This window comes from Azoarcus sp. KH32C (assembly GCF_000349945.1).
GTDB lineage: Bacteria > Pseudomonadota > Gammaproteobacteria > Burkholderiales > Rhodocyclaceae > Aromatoleum.
The window spans coordinates 608,657-626,090 of sequence record NC_020516.1; the positions used below are offsets into that span (position 1 = coordinate 608,657).

Annotated in this window: 17 protein-coding genes and 1 riboswitch; of the genes, 11 read left to right on the forward strand and 6 right to left on the reverse strand. The window is 66.5% G+C overall.

What is annotated here, in order from left to right; all coding sequences use genetic code 11:
• Nucleotides 1-2: 2 nt before the first annotated feature.
• Nucleotides 3-1,427 (reverse strand): adenosylhomocysteinase, encoded by a 1,425-nt coding sequence (gene ahcY / locus AZKH_RS02690; protein WP_015434197.1) that lies wholly within the window; start codon nucleotides 1,425-1,427, stop codon nucleotides 3-5.
• Between the two features lie 74 nt (nucleotides 1,428-1,501).
• Nucleotides 1,502-1,567: riboswitch (S-adenosyl-L-homocysteine riboswitch) on the reverse strand.
• 202 nt (nucleotides 1,568-1,769) lie between these two features.
• Between ahcY and AZKH_RS02695 the strand changes: the two genes are divergently transcribed.
• Together AZKH_RS02695 and infA are read left to right on the forward strand one after the other, a co-directional pair.
• Entirely contained in the window at nucleotides 1,770-1,976 is a 207-nt protein-coding gene (locus AZKH_RS02695; protein ID WP_015434198.1) for a cold-shock protein, read from the forward strand.
• Nucleotides 1,977-2,127: 151 nt separating this feature from the next.
• Complete coding sequence (infA, locus tag AZKH_RS02700; RefSeq protein WP_041655836.1) at nucleotides 2,128-2,388, forward strand: translation initiation factor IF-1; 261 nt, start codon at nucleotides 2,128-2,130, stop codon at nucleotides 2,386-2,388.
• A 42-nt stretch (nucleotides 2,389-2,430) separates the two neighbouring features.
• Here infA and AZKH_RS02705 read toward each other — a convergent pair whose 3' ends face one another.
• On the reverse strand, nucleotides 2,431-2,946 hold the full coding sequence (locus tag AZKH_RS02705) for a DUF2242 domain-containing protein (RefSeq protein WP_015434200.1): 516 nt from the start codon (nucleotides 2,944-2,946) through the stop codon (nucleotides 2,431-2,433).
• A gap of 212 nt (nucleotides 2,947-3,158) precedes the next feature.
• Between AZKH_RS02705 and AZKH_RS02710 the strand changes: the two genes are divergently transcribed.
• Nucleotides 3,159-3,653 (forward strand): cytochrome P460 family protein, encoded by a 495-nt coding sequence (locus AZKH_RS02710; RefSeq protein ID WP_015434201.1) that lies wholly within the window; start codon nucleotides 3,159-3,161, stop codon nucleotides 3,651-3,653.
• 66 nt (nucleotides 3,654-3,719) lie between these two features.
• Here AZKH_RS02710 and metK read toward each other — a convergent pair whose 3' ends face one another.
• A complete protein-coding gene (metK, locus tag AZKH_RS02715; RefSeq protein WP_015434202.1) occupies nucleotides 3,720-4,886 on the reverse strand; it encodes a methionine adenosyltransferase in 1,167 nt (388 codons plus the stop codon).
• Between the two features lie 240 nt (nucleotides 4,887-5,126).
• Between metK and AZKH_RS02720 the strand changes: the two genes are divergently transcribed.
• The 7 genes from AZKH_RS02720 (at nucleotide 5,127) to AZKH_RS02750 (ending at nucleotide 11,444) form a co-directional block, all read left to right on the forward strand.
• Nucleotides 5,127-5,996, forward strand: a complete 870-nt coding sequence (locus AZKH_RS02720; protein WP_041656733.1) for a lysophospholipid acyltransferase family protein — start codon at nucleotides 5,127-5,129, stop codon at nucleotides 5,994-5,996.
• A gap of 5 nt (nucleotides 5,997-6,001) precedes the next feature.
• Nucleotides 6,002-6,874: a lysophospholipid acyltransferase family protein gene (locus AZKH_RS02725; RefSeq protein WP_041656735.1), complete on the forward strand. Its 873-nt coding sequence runs from the start codon at nucleotides 6,002-6,004 to the stop codon at nucleotides 6,872-6,874.
• Nucleotides 6,875-6,982: 108 nt separating this feature from the next.
• Nucleotides 6,983-7,816, forward strand: a complete 834-nt coding sequence (dapF, locus tag AZKH_RS02730; protein WP_015434206.1) for a diaminopimelate epimerase — start codon at nucleotides 6,983-6,985, stop codon at nucleotides 7,814-7,816.
• 44 nt (nucleotides 7,817-7,860) lie between these two features.
• Complete coding sequence (locus AZKH_RS02735; protein WP_015434207.1) at nucleotides 7,861-8,511, forward strand: DUF484 family protein; 651 nt, start codon at nucleotides 7,861-7,863, stop codon at nucleotides 8,509-8,511.
• A gap of 2 nt (nucleotides 8,512-8,513) precedes the next feature.
• Nucleotides 8,514-9,440: a tyrosine recombinase XerC gene (gene xerC / locus AZKH_RS02740; protein ID WP_015434208.1), complete on the forward strand. Its 927-nt coding sequence runs from the start codon at nucleotides 8,514-8,516 to the stop codon at nucleotides 9,438-9,440.
• A 288-nt stretch (nucleotides 9,441-9,728) separates the two neighbouring features.
• Complete coding sequence (locus AZKH_RS02745; RefSeq protein ID WP_041656742.1) at nucleotides 9,729-10,181, forward strand: helix-turn-helix domain-containing protein; 453 nt, start codon at nucleotides 9,729-9,731, stop codon at nucleotides 10,179-10,181.
• A 72-nt stretch (nucleotides 10,182-10,253) separates the two neighbouring features.
• Nucleotides 10,254-11,444, forward strand: coding sequence for a class I SAM-dependent rRNA methyltransferase (locus AZKH_RS02750; RefSeq protein WP_015434210.1), 1,191 nt, complete (start codon nucleotides 10,254-10,256; stop codon nucleotides 11,442-11,444).
• On the opposite strand, the gene AZKH_RS02755 is transcribed toward AZKH_RS02750, so the two are convergent.
• From AZKH_RS02755 to AZKH_RS02765, 3 genes are read right to left on the reverse strand one after another with little or no spacing between them, the layout of a single operon-like run.
• Nucleotides 11,432-11,788 (reverse strand): hypothetical protein, encoded by a 357-nt coding sequence (locus AZKH_RS02755; protein ID WP_015434211.1) that lies wholly within the window; start codon nucleotides 11,786-11,788, stop codon nucleotides 11,432-11,434. The two genes, AZKH_RS02750 and AZKH_RS02755, sit on opposite strands and share 13 nt — an antisense overlap.
• Nucleotides 11,789-11,797: 9 nt before the next feature.
• Nucleotides 11,798-12,847 (reverse strand): Holliday junction branch migration DNA helicase RuvB, encoded by a 1,050-nt coding sequence (gene ruvB, locus AZKH_RS02760; protein ID WP_015434212.1) that lies wholly within the window; start codon nucleotides 12,845-12,847, stop codon nucleotides 11,798-11,800.
• A 36-nt stretch (nucleotides 12,848-12,883) separates the two neighbouring features.
• A complete protein-coding gene (locus AZKH_RS02765) occupies nucleotides 12,884-14,875 on the reverse strand; it encodes a sigma-54-dependent Fis family transcriptional regulator (protein ID WP_015434213.1) in 1,992 nt (663 codons plus the stop codon).
• 409 nt (nucleotides 14,876-15,284) lie between these two features.
• On the opposite strand from AZKH_RS02765, the gene AZKH_RS02770 reads away from it, so the two are divergent.
• Nucleotides 15,285-17,432 carry a hydantoinase/oxoprolinase family protein gene (locus AZKH_RS02770; RefSeq protein WP_015434215.1) on the forward strand — a complete coding sequence of 716 codons (2,148 nt, stop codon included), beginning with the start codon at nucleotides 15,285-15,287 and terminating at the stop codon, nucleotides 17,430-17,432.
• The last annotated feature ends 2 nt before the right edge of the window (nucleotides 17,433-17,434 follow it).

The window sequence follows — 17,434 nt, forward strand, 5'->3', positions numbered from 1 at the left end:
GATCAGTAGCGGTAGTGCGCCGACTTGTACGGGCCTTCCTTCGGCACGCCGATGTAGGCCGCCTGCTGGTCGGTGAGCTCGGTGAGCTGCACGTTGAGCTTCCGCAGCTGCAGGCGCGCGACTTTCTCGTCGAGATGCTTGGGCAGTGTGTAGACGCCGACCGGATAATCCGCGGTGCGCGTGAAGAGCTCGATCTGCGCGATCGTCTGGTTCGCGAACGAGGACGACATCACGTAGCTCGGGTGGCCGGTCGCGCAGCCGAGGTTCACGAGGCGGCCCTTGGCGAGCAGGATGATCCGTTTGCCGTCCGGGAAGATCACGTGGTCGACCTGCGGCTTGATCTCTTCCCACTGGTACTTCTCGAGCGACGCGACGTCGATCTCGTTGTCGAAGTGGCCGATGTTGCAGACGATCGCCTGGTCCTTCATCTTGACCATGTGATCGTGCGTGATGACGTGGAAGTTGCCGGTGGTCGTGACGAAGATGTCGGCATGTGCGGCGGCGTATTCCATCGTCACGACGCGGTAGCCTTCCATCGCCGCCTGCAGTGCGCAGATCGGGTCGATCTCGGTGACCCACACCTGGGCGGACAGCGCACGTAGCGCCTGCGCCGAACCCTTGCCCACGTCGCCGTAGCCGCAGACGACCGCGACCTTGCCGGCGATCATCACGTCGGTGGCGCGCTTGATGCCGTCGACGAGCGACTCGCGGCAGCCGTAGAGGTTGTCGAACTTGCTCTTGGTGACCGAATCGTTGACGTTGATCGCCGGGAACTTCAGGTCGCCGCGCGCATGCATCTGGTACAGGCGATGCACGCCGGTGGTGGTTTCCTCGGTGACGCCCTTGATCTGCCCGAGGCGGGTCGAATACCAGGTCGGGTCGGTCGCGAGCTTGGCGCGGATCGCGGCGAAGAGGATCGTTTCCTCTTCTGAACCGGGCTTCGCCAGCACCGAGATGTCCTGCTCGGCCTTCGCGCCCAGGTGCAGCAGCAGCGTCGCGTCGCCGCCGTCGTCGAGGATCATATTCGAATAGATGCCCTCATTTCCGTTGGCCGGCCATTCGAAGATGCGGTGGGTGTAGTCCCAGTAGTCGGCCAGCGATTCGCCCTTCACCGCGAAGACCGGGATGCCCTGCGCGGCGATCGCGGCGGCGGCGTGGTCCTGCGTCGAGAAGATGTTGCACGAGGCCCAACGGACTTCGGCGCCGAGCGCGGTCAGCGTCTCGATCAGCACCGCGGTCTGGATCGTCATGTGCAGCGAGCCGGTGATGCGCGCACCCTTGAGGGGCTGGCTGGCGGCGAATTCCTCGCGGATCGCCATCAGGCCCGGCATTTCGGTTTCCGCGATGCGGATTTCCTTGCGGCCCCAGTCGGCAAGCTTGAGGTCGGCAACAACGAAGTCGGTGAAGTTTTCAGCCACAGTGTTCATGCGAACTCCTGAACGTGTGGCCGGGAAGGGGTGCTGCGGGTGGGCTCACCTCGTCACCCCGTGCCCGGCACGGGTTAAGGTGAGCGCAGTTGAGAATTGGCCGAGCCTGGGACAGGGGTCTCGCAGCGCTCCTCGGCAGACGAGCATTATAGCCGCGAAATCTTTTTGGTTGCTAAATGGACCAATACAGTCCACAGTGTGCGTAGCGATCTTCAAGAAGCAAGTTGTTGTACGGTTCAGTATCTGCTGTTTCTGCGGTATGTTCCACTTCACCGTAGCGTCTTGAGCTTCGCCCGCAACCTCAGGGCAAAGTCCCTATTTTTTATTCAGGATATTCAAGACATGGCAAACGGTACCGTTAAGTGGTTCAATGACTCCAAGGGCTTCGGCTTCATCACCCCGGAAAATGGCGGCGACGATCTGTTCGCGCACTTTTCGGCCATTCAGGGCTCCGGCTTCAAGACGCTGGCTGAAGGCCAGCGCGTCACCTTCGATGTGACCACCGGCCCGAAGGGTCAGCAAGCATCCAACATCCGCGCTGCTGACTAAGTGAGCGCTGACCGGGCCGCCCGCAGGCTGAGCCCGGAAATCCCGTCGGTGCCGCGCGGGGCTTCGTCCCCGATCACGGCCTGACTGGAAAAAGCCCGGCCTACGCGCCGGGCTTTTTTTCTTTTCCGCTGTCCCTTCTGGAGTAATCGTCATCGCCAAGGAAGATCTCATCGAAATGAGCGGTGTCGTGGATGAAGTCCTGCCCGACGCTCGATTCCGCGTGACCCTCGACAATGGTCACTGTCTCATCGCCTATTCCGCAGGCAAGATGCGCAAGCATCACATCCGTATTCTGTGCGGCGACAAGGTCTCGCTCGAACTTTCCCCTTACGACCTGAGCAAGGGTCGTATCACTTTCCGTCATCTCGAAACCCGCGGACCCGCGGGACCGCAGGTCCGACGGCGTCGTTGAGCCGTACGCTGCGGGCAGGCGCGGCGGTGTGCCGCGTCCCGCTCACTCGCCCAGCATCGATTCGATCAACGCAAAGAGGCGGTGATAGAAGTCCGGATCGGCGATCGTCTCTTCGCCGGTCTTGACCATCGCTTCCTTGTCTGCCGTCCACGGCAGCGAAATCGAACCGATGCCGGCGACGCCGACGCCGGCGCTCGTCGCGGCGGACTTCAGTTCATAGCGCGTCTGCAGCGCGTTCGCGTACATCGCGGTCCCGAGATTGCTCGGCAGGCACTCCAACGTGATCCCCAAGGTCATGCTGTAGCTCGGCTGCGGCAGGAAGTGCTTGTCGCCGCGGATGCGGGTCGGATTGGTGCTGTCGACCTGGTAGCCCTGCGAGAGCAGCGCGCGCCGGCCGACTTCGCACGCGGCCGCTGGATCTCGCTGGCTCCATGTGACGAAGGGCGATTCCGCCTTGAAGGTTTCGGCGCGGTAGGCGGGGGCCGGGGCGTGGGAGCAGCCGGTCAGCAGCAGTCCGCCGAGCAGCAGGGCAGGGGCGCGGCGCGCAAGATGAAACATGGGGAAAATCCGGGGCATGGCGATGCAATGAAGCAGTTTAGAGCATCCGGTGCGCCGTGGGTTCAAGCGAGATGATCGGTAACCGGTCTCTTGTAGCCTCGGCTTGCGTCAGGGAATAAAACGTATCGGTCGGCTGTTGTTTCGAAAGCGCCGGCCGCCAAGGGATGTCGCGGCGGCGCGCCGAAAACTTCCCCCAACGACGTGGATTCCCGATGACAAAAAAAGTCCTGATCCTTGCGGCGTCCCTCGCCGCGTTCTCCGGCTGCAGCTTAGCAGCCGACCCCGCTCCGAACGGCATCGTGCTGCCTGAAGGTTTTCGCCAATGGCAGGTGCTGTCGGTGCACCACCGTTCGGACAACACCACCTTGCGCGTCGTACTCGGCAACGAGGCGGCACAACAGGCCGTGCGCGAAGGCAAGACGAATCCGTGGCCGGATGGTGTCGTGCTCGGCAAGATGGTCTGGAAAGGCGTCCAGCACGACCGCTGGGCAACGGCGACCGAGCCGGGCGGCTTCGTCCACGCCGAGTTCATGACCAAGGATGCGGCGAAGTACGCCGCGACCGGCGGCTGGGGCTATGCCCGCTGGGTCGGGAAGGAGCTCAAGCCCTACGGCAAGGACGAGAATTTCGTGCAGGAGTGCCTGGGCTGCCACACGCCGCTGAAGGATCGCGACTACGTCTTCACGCATCCGGCAACGATGCCCTGAGGCAGGACGCCGCTGCGCATGTGGCAGGCAGGGCGGCGGAGACCACCGCCCTGCAGGTTGGGACGATTACAGCCCGGCGTCGGCGCGCAGCGCGGCGGCCTTGTCGGTGTTTTCCCAGGTGAATTCCGGCTCGTCGCGGCCGAAGTGGCCGTAGGCGGCGGTCTTGCTGTAGATCGGGCGCAGCAGGTTGAGCTCCTGGATGATCGCCTTCGGACGCAGGTCGAAGTGGCGCTGGACCAGCTCGACGATCTTCTCGTCGGCGATCGTGCCGGTGCCGAAGGTCTCGACCATCATCGACACGGGCTTCGCGACGCCGATCGCGTAGGCGACCTGCACTTCGCAACGGTCGGCGAGGCCGGCCGCGACGATGTTCTTCGCGACCCAGCGACCGGCGTAGGCGGCCGAACGGTCGACCTTCGACGGATCCTTGCCGGAGAATGCGCCGCCGCCGTGGTGGGCCGCGCCGCCGTAAGTGTCGACAATGATCTTGCGGCCGGTGAGGCCGCAGTCGCCGTGCGGGCCGCCGATGACGAAGCGGCCGGTCGGGTTGATCAGGTAGCGCACTTCGCCCTGCATCAGCTCCTTGGGCAGCACCGGCTTGACGATCTCCTCGATCACCAGTTCGGAGAGCTGCGCGTGCGAGACATCCGGGCTGTGCTGGGTCGACACGACGACGGTGTCGATCGCGACCGGCTTGCCGTCGACATACTTCACGGTGAGCTGGCTCTTCGCATCCGGGCGCAGCCAGTTCAGGCGGCCGTCCTTACGCAGCTCGGCCTGGCGCTGCATGATGCGGTGGGCGTAGTAGATCGGTAGCGGCATCAGCGACGGCGTCTCGTTGCACGCGTAGCCGAACATCAGGCCCTGGTCGCCGGCGCCCTGGTCGAGGTCGATGCCTTCGCCTTCATTGACGCCCTGGGCGATGTCGGGCGACTGGCGGTTGATCGCCGTCAGGATCGCGCACGACTTGTAGTCGAAGCCGATCTCGGAGTTGTCATAGCCGATGCGGCGGATGACGTCCTGCGCGATTTCCTTGTAGTTCGGGTGGGCGTGGGTCGTGATTTCGCCGGAGATCACGACGAGGCCCGTCGACACGAGGGTCTCGCATGCGACGCGTGCCGCGGGATCGTCCGCGAGAATCGCGTCGAGGATGCCGTCGGACACTTGGTCCGCGACCTTGTCGGGATGGCCTTCCGAGACCGATTCCGAGGTGAAGAGGAATTCCTTGCTCACTGAGCTGCTCCTGAAAAACAAAAATCCCCGGTGCTGTCCGGCGTTGCCGGCTCCGGGGATTTCGTCGAGCAGGCGACGCTTTAGCAGTACTTGTTTGTCGCGACCGGTTTGGTGCGTTCGCAACGCCGCCCTGCAAGTTGTCGTATTAACTCGGCGGCTAAGCGATAATTATAGCTTCCCTATTCAGTCGGTCAATTGCGCGTCGCCCGTCGGCTCGCACGGGGGCCGACGCTTGTGATCGTGACCGTCGATTTTCTCTTCCGTGTTCTGTCCCGCTTTTCGCTCGCCTGGCTGCACCGCCTGGGCGGCGTTGCCGGCTGGCTGACCTGGCGCTTCTCGCCAACCTATGCCCGCCGTCTCGAGGAAAACCTGACCCGTGCGCTGGGCCGCAAGGATCCCGCGATCCTGCGCGCCGCGATCCGCGAAGCCGGCCGCCAAGCCCTCGAATTGCCTTACGTGTGGCTGCGTCCGCAGGACGAGGTGCTGTCGCGCATCGTCCGCGTCGAAGGCGCCGAGCTGCTCGTGCAGGCGCGTGCGGACGGCGCCAGCGTGCTGCTGCTGACGCCGCATCTAGGCTGCTTCGAGATGTGCGCCCAGTACTGTTCGACGCATGGCCCGATCACGGTGCTGTTCCGTGAGCCGCGCAAGGCGGCGCTGGGGCCCCTGATGGAGGCGGGGCGCAAGCGCGGCAACATCAATGTGGCGCCGGCCGACGTCTCGGGCGTGCGCCGTCTCGTGAAGGCGCTGCGCGGCGGCGAGATGGTCGGCATGCTGCCGGACCAGGCCCCGGGGCAGGGCGAGGGCGTGTGGGCGCCGTTCTTCGGCAAGCTCGCGTGGACGATGACGCTCGCCGCGCGCCTGTCGGAAGTGAAGGGCGTGCGCGTGATCATGCTGTGGACCGAGCGCCTGCCGCGCGGCGAAGGCTACGTGCTGCGCCTGTCGGAGCCGGCCGAGCCGATCACCGGTTCGCTGGAGGAACGCTGCGTGGCGATCAACCGCGAGATCGAGCGCCTGATCCTCGCGTGCCCGCAGCAGTACCTGTGGGGCTACAACCGCTACAAGCGTCCCTCCGGCGTCGAGCCGCCGCCGGCCGAGGGGGGCGCGCAATGAGAATCCTGAGCTATCTCGCGGTCGCCGTCTTCTGGCTGCTGCACTGGTTGCCGCTGCCGGTGCTGGCCGTGCTGGGCGAGTGCTTGGGCGAACTGCTGTTCCTGTTCGGGCGCCATCGCCGCCATGTCGTCAGCGTCAATCTGCGCCTGTGCTTCCCTGAGCTCGACGACGCAGCCCGGCGGCGCCTCGCGCGTGCGCATTTCCGCGCGCTCGGCCGCAGCCTGCTGGAGCGCGGGCTTGTGTGGTGGGCGAGCAAGGAGCGGCTGAAAAAGCTGATCCGCTTCGAAGGGGTGGAGCATCTGCGTGCGCTCGTCGACGCCGGCACGCCGGTGATGATGCTGTCGCCGCACTTCCTCGGCCTTGACATGGGCGGCGCGCGCATCGCGATGGAGTTCGACAGCGTCAGCGTCTACGCGCGGCAGAACAACCCGGTCTTCGACCGCCTGCTGTATCACGGCCGCAGCCGTTTCGGCGACCAGCTGCTGCTGTCGCGCCAGGACGGGGTGCGTGGCACGATCAAGGCGATGAAGGCCGGACGGCCCTTCTACTATTTGCCGGACATGGACTACGGGCGCAAGGATGCGATCTTCGTGCCCTTCTTCGGCGTGCCGGCGGCGACGATCACCGGCGTGTCGCGCCTCGCGCGTCTCGCGCGCGCGGCGGTCGTCCCCTGCGTGACGCGCCAGTTGCCGGGCGGGCGCGGCTACGTGGTCGAATTCGGCGCGCCGTGGGCCGATTTTCCGACCGAGGACGTCGAGGCTGATACCCTGCGCATGAACCGTTGGCTCGAATCGGTGGTCCGTACGATGCCGGAGCAGTATTACTGGGTGCACCGCCGCTTCAAGACCCGCCCGCGCGGCGAGCCGCGGCTATATTGACATGACCGCCGCACCGGGCGGGAAGTGGACTCCCCCCGGTCGCTGCGCGAGAATTCCCGGATTCGCCCCGCGCGGATCCCCCGCCACCCTCCTACCCGAAGATTCGCCATGCGCCTGCGCTTTGCCAAGATGCACGGACTGGGCAACGATTTCGTCGTCATCGACGCGGTCCGCCAGTCCGTCGAGCTGACTCCCGAACGCGTCCGTTTTCTCGCCGATCGCCATTTCGGCGTCGGCTGCGACCAGCTGCTGGTGGTCGAACCGGCCTCGCAGCTCGGCGTCGATTTCCGCTACCGCATCTTCAACGCGGACGGCGGCGAGGTCGAGCAGTGCGGCAACGGGGCGCGTTGTTTCGTGCGCTTCGTGCATGAGCAGGGCCTGACCGAGAAGCGCGAGATCCGCGTCGAGACGAAGTCGGGAGTGATCGCGCCCAAGCTCGAAGAAAGCGGGCTCGTGACCGTCGACATGGGCGTGCCGGTATTCGAGCCGGCGCGCGTGCCCTTCGTGTCGGACTCCGACGCGGTGGTTCAGCCGCTCGACGTTGCGGGCGAGACGGTGGCGATCACCGCTGTGTCGATGGGCAATCCGCATGCGGTGCAGGTCGTCGCCGACGTCGACAGCGCGCCGGTTGCGAGCCAGGGGCCGCTGATCGAGAACCACGCCCGTTTCCCGGCGCGGGTGAACGCCGGCTTCATGCAGGTTGTCGACGAGCACAACATCCGCCTTCGCGTGTACGAGCGCGGCGCGGGCGAGACGCTTGCCTGTGGCACGGGCGCCTGCGCCGCGGTCGTCGCCGGCATCAGCCGCGAACTGCTCGCGTCGCCGGTGCGCGTGCAGACGCGCGGTGGCGAACTCGACATCGCCTGGGGCGGTCCGGGCCAGCCCGTGATGATGACCGGCCCCGCCGTGACCGTATTTGCCGGCGAGATCGAACTCGCCTGAACCCTACCCCCGGGGCGTCCTCCGCCCGACTGGAGTTGTCTGCAATGAATGCCGCCGATGTCGCACGTTACTTGAAGGAAAACCCCGATTTCCTGTCCGATCACGGAGAGTTGTTTGCCGAACTGACGGTGCCGCACCCGCACGGTGGGCAGGCGATCTCGCTTTCCGAGCGGCAACTGCACGCGCTGCGCGACAAGATCCGCCTGCTCGAAGGCAAGCTCGCCGAGCTGATCCGCTTCGGCGAGGAGAACGACGAGATCGGCGGCAAGGTGCATCGCATGAGCCTCGAGCTGCTGGCCGCGGAAGACTACGAGAGCCTGCGCAGCGTGCTGTTCGAAAGCCTGCGCAGCGACTTCTCGGTGCCGAATGTCGCCCTGCGCGTGTGGAACAGCGTGCTGACGCGCGCCGGCGAGGATTTTTCGCCGGTCAGCGAATCGGTGCGCTTCTTCGCCGGCGACCTGCGCCACCCCTACTGCGGCGCACCCGGCAACCTCGAGGTGCTGGACTGGTTCGGCGTCGTTGCGCCGCACGTGCGCTCGGTCGCGCTCGTGCCGCTGCGCCGCGACGCTCAGGTGTTCGGCCTGCTCGCGCTCGGTAGCGAAGAGGCCGAGCGCTTCTACGCGGAGATGGGCACGCTCTACCTGTCGCGCATCGGCGACCTCGTCGCCGCCGCCCTGCGCCGCCAGCTCGGCTGAGCATGGACGCGCCGCGGGAAGACGAGAGCGGGGCGCTGGAGCCGCCGGAGTGGCTGGCCCCCTATCTCGACTACCTCGCGAGCCAGCGGCGCGCCGCCCCGCTGACACTCGAAAACTACCGCCGCGATCTCCAGCGCCTCCATGCCTTGTGTGACGGACGTTCGCCGGTCGATCTGACCGCCCATGACATCCGCCGCTTCGTGGCGCGCCTGCATGGACAGGGGCTGGGCGGGCGCTCGATCGCGCGCGTGCTGTCGGCGTGGCGCGGCCTCTATCGCTGGCTGATCCGCCATCGGCGGGTGCTGCAGGTGAATCCCGTCGAAGGCGTGCGCGCGCCGAAGTCGCCGCAGCGCCTGCCGAAGGCGCTGTCGCCGGATCAGGCCCAGGCGCTTCTCGACGCGCCCGGCGAGGAGCCGCTCGACGTGCGCGACCGCGCGATGTTCGAGCTCTTCTATTCGTCCGGGCTGCGCCTGGCCGAACTCGCGGCGCTCGATATCGGCGGCGGACTCGATCCCGTCGAAAGCATGGTCACGGTGCGCGGCAAGCGCAACAAGATGCGCACGGTGCCGGTCGGCAAGCCGGCGCTCGCGGCCGTGCAGGCCTGGCTCGCCGAGCGCGCTGCCTTCGTCCTGGCTGAGGGTGAGGCAGCGCTCTTTGTCACGCGCTCGGGCGGGCGCATGAGTCCCGGCGCGATCCGCTCACGGCTCGCGGCTTGGGCGCAGAAGTGCGGGCTGGGTGTGCACGTGCATCCACATATGCTGCGTCACAGTTTCGCCAGCCACCTGCTGCAGTCGAGCGGCGATCTTCGCGCCGTGCAGGAGTTGCTCGGCCATGCCAGCATTCGCAGCACGCAGGTGTATACCCACCTCGATTTCCAGCATCTGGCGAAGGTCTACGACGCGGCGCATCCCCGTGCAAAGCGCCGCTGAGAAACCCCTGAGAAGCGCATAGAACGGGCGTTCCGCGTGGAGTGCAAATATGTGTGAATTTGTGCCCAAATCGGGTAGCAACATTAGCGGGAGGTGATGGGGTCTGGGCTATGCTCGGCTAGAAACCTGCTCGCTAAAGGGGTCGGAACAGAGTCTGGATGCGACCGAGTTTTGATGACGGCTGCCTTGTGTGCCCCGAGGAATGGGCGAAGAAATGAGGCGGTCATGCCCAACAACGAAAATCCGCGAATCAATTATTCCATGGGCAAGTCTTACACTGCGCCGAACATGCGCCCGGGGACACTCGATCCAGGCGCAAAGATATTGCGCGCCGCGGCAGTCCTGCTCGCGCGCTACCAGATCCGCAGCCTGCGGCGGCTGTTTGAGGAGTTCGAGCGCGACATCCTCCTGCCGATCCTGCTCGGCGAAATCGCATTACATAATCTCGGCGCCCTCGAGAATGGCGTCAACGCAGGCATCTTCGACGACATGCCGTCGTTGATGGTGAAATTGCGGCCCTGTAACGCTTACTCGATCGCGGCAGCGACGGGCCTGCCGCGCGAGACCGTGCGACGCAAGATCGCGCGCCTGGCCGAATTGGGCTGGATCATGCGGCAGGACAACGGTCACCTGTTCCTGACCGAGCAGGCGGTGCAGCATTTCGGCGACCTGCTCGGTTCGCGCGACCTGCCCGAGCTGCTCGAGACGGCCGACCGGCTTCGGCGCTTCATCGAGGACTGAGCCCCGCCGTCTGGCGACGGCGGCAGGCAGGCGATACACTCTCGCGCCTGTCCCTTCCTGCGGTGCCGTCCCATGTCCAAGCTGATCCTCAAATCCGGCAAGGAGCGCTCGCTCCTGCGCCGTCACCCGTGGGTGTTCGCCGGTTCCGTCGAGCGGCTGGACGGCCGTGCGCGGCCGGGCGACACCGTCGAAGTCGTCGCCGAAGACGGGCGTGAGCTCGGGCGCGCCGCGTGGTCGCCCGAATCGCAGATCCGCGCACGGATGTGGACCTTTGCGTCGGACGTGTCGATCGACCACGCCTTCTTCAAGCGCCGCGTCGCCGAATCGGTGGCCCGCCGTGCGACGCATCCGCTGCTCGCGAACGAGAGCGGGGTGCGCCTGATCCACGGCGAATCGGATGGCCTGCCGGGCGTCATCGCGGATCGCTTCGGCGACGTCGTCGTCGTGCAGCTGACGAGCGCGGGCGCCGAGAAGTGGCGCGATGCGATCGTTGCCGGGCTGGTGCAGGCGACCGGCTGCAAGGCCGTCTATGAGCGCTCGGATTCGGACGTGCGCGGGCTCGAAGGGCTGGGGCCGAAGACGGGCTGCGTGTACGGCGAACTTCCCGAAGGGGCGCTCACGATCGTCGAGAACGGGGTGCGCATGGAAGTCGACGTCGTCGCCGGCCACAAGACCGGCTTCTACCTCGACCAGCGCGAAAACCGCAAACTGACGGGCATGCTCGCAGCCGGGCGGAGCGTCTTGAACTGCTTCTGCTACACCGGGGGCTTTTCGCTGCAGGCGCTCGCCGGGGGGGCGACCTCGGTGCGGTCGATCGATTCGTCAGGCCCCGCGCTGGAAGTCGCGCGCCGCAACGTTGCGCTCAATCCGCAGCTCGACGCGTCGCGCGCCGAGTGGATGGAGGCCGACGTGTTCGCGGCGCTGCGCGCGCTGAAGGCGGAAGGGCGGCGCTTCGACCTGATCGTGCTCGATCCGCCGAAGTTCGCGCCGTCCGCGGCGCATGCCGACCGCGCTTCGCGCGCCTACAAGGACATCAACCTCTTCGGCTTCCGCCTGTTGAATCCGGGCGGGATCCTGATGACCTACTCGTGCTCGGGCGGGATCGGGCTGGAGCTTTTCCAGAAGATCGTCGCGGGCGCGGCGAGCGATGCCGGCGTCGATGCGCGCATCCTGCACCGCTTGTCGGCGGCGGCGGATCATCCGATCGGGCTGGCGGTGCCGGAAGGCGAATACCTGAAGGGGCTGGCGGTTCAGGTCGGCTGATCAGCCGATGAGCCCGGGGCGCGCCAGTCCGGGTTCGGGCCGCGCTCGCCGAGGCTGAAGGCGGCGCTGACGAGGCCGATCGCGAGCAGGATCAGCAGGAAGTAGCGGATCTGCCAGCGCTGAGAGGCGCTGCCGACGCGCCCGCGTCGGGCTTGGCCGATCGCCATCAGGCCCGCGCCTGCGATCGTCAGCAGGCCGCCGCCGAGGAGTTGCGACGCGAGCCCGCCGAGGAAGACGCCTTGCGACGGGTCGAAGCGGTCCGGCCAGAAAAAGGCCGGGCCCTGCAACAGCCACAGACCGCCGACCGTGCAGAGCACGATCGTGAAGGCGATGAAGGTGCGCATCGCGGCAGATCAGGACGAAAACAGGTCTCCGTCGCCGCGCCCCGGGCGGGCGAGGCCGAAGTGTTCCCAGATCGTCGCGGTGGCGATCCGGCCGCGCGGCGTGCGCTGCAGGTAGCCTTGCTGGATCAGGTAGGGTTCGAGCACGTCCTCGATGGTGTCCGAGGACTCGCCGATCGCCGCGGCAAGGTTGTCGAGGCCGACCGGTCCGCCGGAGAATTTTTCCAGCATCGCTCCCAATAGCTTGCGGTCCATCAGGTCCAGGCCGAGGTGGTCGACGTCGAGCATGCGCAGCGCGGCGTCCGCGATCTTTGCGCTGATGTCGCCGTCGGCCTTGACCTGTGCGTAATCGCGCACGCGGCGCAGCAGGCGGTTCGCGATCCGAGGCGTGCCGCGCGAGCGGCGGGCGATTTCGAAGGCGCCGTCGTCGTCGATCGCGACGTCGAGCAGGCGCGCGGAGCGGCTGACGATGAAGGCGAGTTCCTCGGGCGTGTAGAACTCGAGCCGCGCGACGATGCCGAAGCGGTCGCGCAGCGGGTTCGTCAGCATGCCGGCGCGGGTCGTCGCGCCGACCAGCGTGAAGGGCGGGAGATCCAGCTTGACCGAGCGCGCGGCCGGGCCTTCGCCGATCATGATGTCGATCTGGAAGTCTTCCAGCGCCGGGTACAGGATCTCCTCGACGACCGGCGACAGGCGGTGGATCTCGTCGATGAAGAGCACGTCGTGCGGCTCGAGGTTGGTCAGCAGCGCGGCGAGGTCGCCGGCGCGTTCGAGCACGGGGCCGGAGGTCTGGCGCAGGTTCACGCCCATTTCGGCCGCGACGATGTGCGCGAGCGTGGTCTTGCCGAGGCCCGGCGGGCCGAACAGCAGCACGTGGTCGAGCGCTTCGCTGCGCTGGCGCGCGGCGGCGATGAAGATTTCGAGCTGTTCGCGGATCTTCGCCTGGCCGACATATTCGGCGAGCCGCTTCGGGCGTAGCGCGCGCTCGACGGCATCTTCCTGGCGGTCGGCGGGCTGCGCCGAGATCAGGCGCGGGGCCTGCAGTTTGTCGGTTTCGATCATGGGGGGAGTGTACTGCGAAATCCCCCTGCAATCCGCTCAGTGCCGCTTGGCGGGCGGCTCGATCTGGATGCGCAGGTTCGCGAGCTTGACGTAGAGCGTGCTGCGCGAGATGCCGAGCAGTTTCGCGGCGCGCGAGATGTTGCCTTTCGCGTTGGCCACGGCCGAGTAGATCGCTTGCCGTTCGAGGTTTTCGAGACTGGAGCAGGGGAGGGCGGTCGGCGCGTTCGTCGCCGCTTCGGGTGCGGGCGCGGGCCCCCGGATTTCATCGGGCAGCAGCGAGGCGTCGATCGCGTCGCCTTCGGAGAGCGCGAACACCGATTCGAACACGTTCTGGAATTCGCGCACGTTGCCGGGCCAGCGGTAGTCGCGGAAGGCCGCGCGCACGTCTCGGCTGATGTGGCGCGGCAGGCAGCCGTACTTGGCGGCGAGGCGCGCGTTGAGGTGATCGAGGATCAGGTCGATGTCGCCGGGGCGCTCGCGCAGCGCGGGCAGGCGCAGTGTCGTCACACACAGGCGATGGTAGAGGTCCTCGCGGAAGCGGCCGGCGACGACTTCACTCTTCAGGTCGCGGTTGGTCGCGGCGATCATGCGCACCGTGACGTGCCGCTCGCGCGTGTCGCCGAGGCGCACGACGATGCCGTCCTGCAGTACGCGCAAGAGGTGCGGCTGCATGTCGAGCGGCATTTCGCCGATTTCGTCGAGGAAGAGCGTGCCGCCGTCGGCCTGTTCGAACTTGCCCGCGAGGCCGCCGCGGCGCGCGCCGGTGAAGGCGCCCTCGGCGTAGCCGAAGAGTTCGCTGGCGAGCAGTTCGCGCGTCAGCGCGCCGCAATTGACGGCGACGAAGGGCGCGGCAGACTTCGGTCCTGACTGATGGATCGCGCGGGCGAACACTTCCTTGCCGACGCCGGTCTCGCCGAGCAGCATCACCGGCAGATCGAGCGTCGCGAGGCGGCGCGCACGGCGGCGGGCGCTGTCGATGACTTCGCTGTCGCCGATGACGTCGACGAACGGGTCCGGACGGCCGGTCGATGTCTGAGTGCGCGGCGCCGCGTGGGCGGGGGCCGGCATGTGCGTCAGCGGGACCACCAGCAGCGTTCCGAGATCGCCGTTGCGCGAGCGGACCGGGTGCAGCCACTCGGGCCGCAGCCAGCGCGGGGCGCGAACGGCGCGCTCGTCAGGTGCGAGTCCGAGGTCGAACGCGTCGATGCGCGTGCCGATGTCGAGCGGCAGATGCACGCCGTGCTGCTCGCGCGCCGCTTGCAGTCGGCCGTTGCTCTTGACGAGCCGCCCGTGGCGGTCGAAGAGCACGATGCAGTCGCCGCCGTAGCGCACGAAACTTTCCATCGACTGCTCCAGCAGCCGGACCTGTAGGTCCATCTCCTGGCGTGCGATGACCGACTCGATCTGGCGTGCGGCCGCGATCACGAGGCCGAGGCTGTGGCCGTGGAAAGTCTCCTTGACGCCCGAGACGTCGACCACGCCGAGCAGGATGCCGCGGCCGGGGTCGAACACGGGCGCCGCCGCGCAAGTCCAGCGCTTGACGTCCAGACAGTAGTGTTCGCTCGCGTAGATCTGCACCGGCTCGCGCGCGGCGATCGCGGTGCCGATCGCGTTCGTGCCGATCACGTCCTCCATCCAGCGCCCGCCCTGGGCGAGGTTCACGATTTCGCCGGCGTGGCGCGCGCGGCTGTCGCCGTGCAGGTCGATGATCACGCCGCCGGGATCGCTGAGCATGATCAGCGTGCCGGATTCGCGCAGCACTTCGCGCAGGTTGTCGAGCACCGGCTGCGCGGCGTCGTAGAGCTGGTGGTGCTGCTCGCGCAGCTGGCGGATGCGGACGTCGTCGGCGGCCGGGGCGCTGTGGCGGGCCGGATCGACGGCCTCGGAGCGGCAGCGCCGCCACGACGCGAGCACGACGTCACGCACGGACGCCCGCGGAAGCGGATCGTTCTGAACGAAGCGCTCCCAGCATTGGGCGACCGCTTGTTCGTTGTTCGCACGCGGGATCAACAGGCCGGCTGGGCACATGGCGAGGACGTCGGGGCTCCGGATGGGCGGACGGTAACTTGGAAAAGTTAATCCTTATGCCTGCCTTGCGTCAAGAAAAACCTTGAAAGATCAAATGGTTGTGCAATGCAACATGTCCGCCGCGAACTTGCCCGGAAGCCGGACAGTCGCGGCCGGAGTGTCCGGATTCCGGACAGTATCAAAATTGCTTTTTGTCATATAAAAAATATTCATATTCTCGCGCAAGTCGCTGAAGAGATGGGGCTTTCGTTCTTGCGCCGATCGTTTGGTCGCGATGTGGCCCACCCCTTGCGGAATAGGCAGCGGGGGCGACAGCTCTCCGGATCGTCCGAGGCGACCGGCCGGCGTCCAGCGTGACTGGCGACCGGCGGGCGCCGCGACTTCCAACACACCAATGACAGGAGGCAACATGCAAGTCCAGCAGTCATCCGTACAGGTGATGGGCATCGATGCCGGCGGCACGATGACCGATACCTTCTTCGTGCGCGCCGACGGCCGCTTCGTCGTCGGCAAGGCCCAGAGCAACCCCGGCGACGAGTCGCTCGCCATCTACAACTCCTCCGTGGACGCCCTCGCCCACTGGGGCCGGGACGTGGATGACGTCTATCCCGAGCTCGTGACCTGCGTCTATTCCGGCACCGCGATGCTCAACCGCATCCTGATGCGCAAGGGCCTCGACGTCGGCCTGATCTGCAACCGCGGCTTCGAGCAGATCCATTCGATGGGCCGTGCGCTGCAAAGCTATCTCGGCTATGCGCTGGAAGATCGCATCCACCTCAACACCCACCGCTACGACGAGCCGCTGGTGCCGGTGTCGCGGACCCGCGGCGTGACCGAGCGCACCGACGTGCAGGGCAAGGTCGTGATCCCGCTGCGCGAAGACGAAGTGCGCCAGGCGACGCGCGAGCTGGTGGAAGCCGGCTCGCAGGCGATCGTGATCTGCCTGCTGCAGTCGCACAAGAACGAGAGCAGCGAACAGCGGGCGCGCGATGTGGTGCGGGACGAACTGAAGAAGCTGAAGGCGGATATCCCGGTGTTCGCGTCGGTGGATTACTACCCGTCGCGCAAGGAAAGCCACCGCATGAACACGACCATTCTCGAAGCCTACGGCGCTGAACCCTCGCGCCAGACGCTGAAGAAGGTCAGTGACCGCTTCAAGAAGCACGGCGCGAAGTTCGACCTGCGCGTGATGGCCACCCACGGCGGCACGATCTCGTGGAAGGCGAAGGAGCTCGCGCGGACCATCGTCTCCGGCCCGATCGGCGGCGTCATCGGCTCCAAGCTCCTGGGCGAGTACCTGGGCGACGAGAACATCGCCTGCTCGGACATCGGCGGTACCTCCTTCGACGTGGCGCTGATCACCAAGGGCAGCTTCGCGATCAAGTCCGACCCCGACATGGCGCGCCTGGTGCTGTCACTGCCGCTGGTAGCGATGGACTCGGTCGGTGCCGGTGCCGGCAGCTTCGTGCGCCTCGACCCCTACAGCAAGTCGATCAAGCTCGGCCCCGACAGCGCCGGTTACCGCGTCGGTACCTGCTGGCCGGAAAGCGGCCTCGATACGGTGTCGGTGTCCGACTGCCACGTCGTGCTGGGTTACCTCAACCCCGAGAACTTCCTCGGCGGCGCGATCAAGCTCGACGTGCAGCGCGCGCGTGACCACATCAAGGCGCAGATCGCCGATCCGCTCGGCCTGTCGGTCGAAGACGCGGCGGCTGGCGTGATCGAGCTGCTCGACCTGACGCTCTCCGAATACCTGCGCGCCAACATCAGCGCCAAGGGCTACAACCCGGCCGAGTTCACGTGCTTCTCGTACGGCGGTGCCGGCCCGGTGCATACCTACGGCTACACCGAAGGGGTCGGCTTCAAGGACGTCGTCGTGCCCGCCTGGGCCGCCGGTTTCTCGGCCTTCGGCTGCGCCTGCGCCGACTTCGAGTACCGCTACGACAAGTCGGTCGATCTGGGCGTGGCGCAGTTCGCCAGCGACGCAGAGAAGGCGGCGGCTTGCGCCAGCTTGCAGGAAGCCTGGAGCGAACTGGCGGTCAAGGTCATCGATGAGTTCATCATCAATGGCTACAAGCCCGAAGACGTGATGCTGATCCCCGGCTACAAGATGCAGTACATGGGCCAGTTGAACGACCTCGAGATCGTTTCGCCCGTATCGACCGCGGCCACCGCGGCCGACTGGAACCAGATCATCGAGGCCTTCGAGAACACCTATGGCCGCGTCTATGCCAACTCGGCACGCTCGCCGGAACTCGGCTTCTCGATCACCGGCGCGATCCTGCGCGGCATGGTCGTGACGCAGAAGCCGGTGCTGCCGGAAGACGCGGATTGCGGCCCGACACCGCCGAAGGAAGCCTATCTGGGCACGCGTCCGTTCTATCGCCACAAGCGCTGGGTCGATGCCGCGCTGTGGAAGATGGAGTCGCTCAAGGCCGGCAACCATATCGTCGGTCCCGCGATCATCGAATCCGACGCGACGACCTTCGTTGTGCCCGACGGCTTCGAGACGACGGTCGACAAGCACCGCCTGTTCCATCTCAAAGAAGTGAAGTAAGG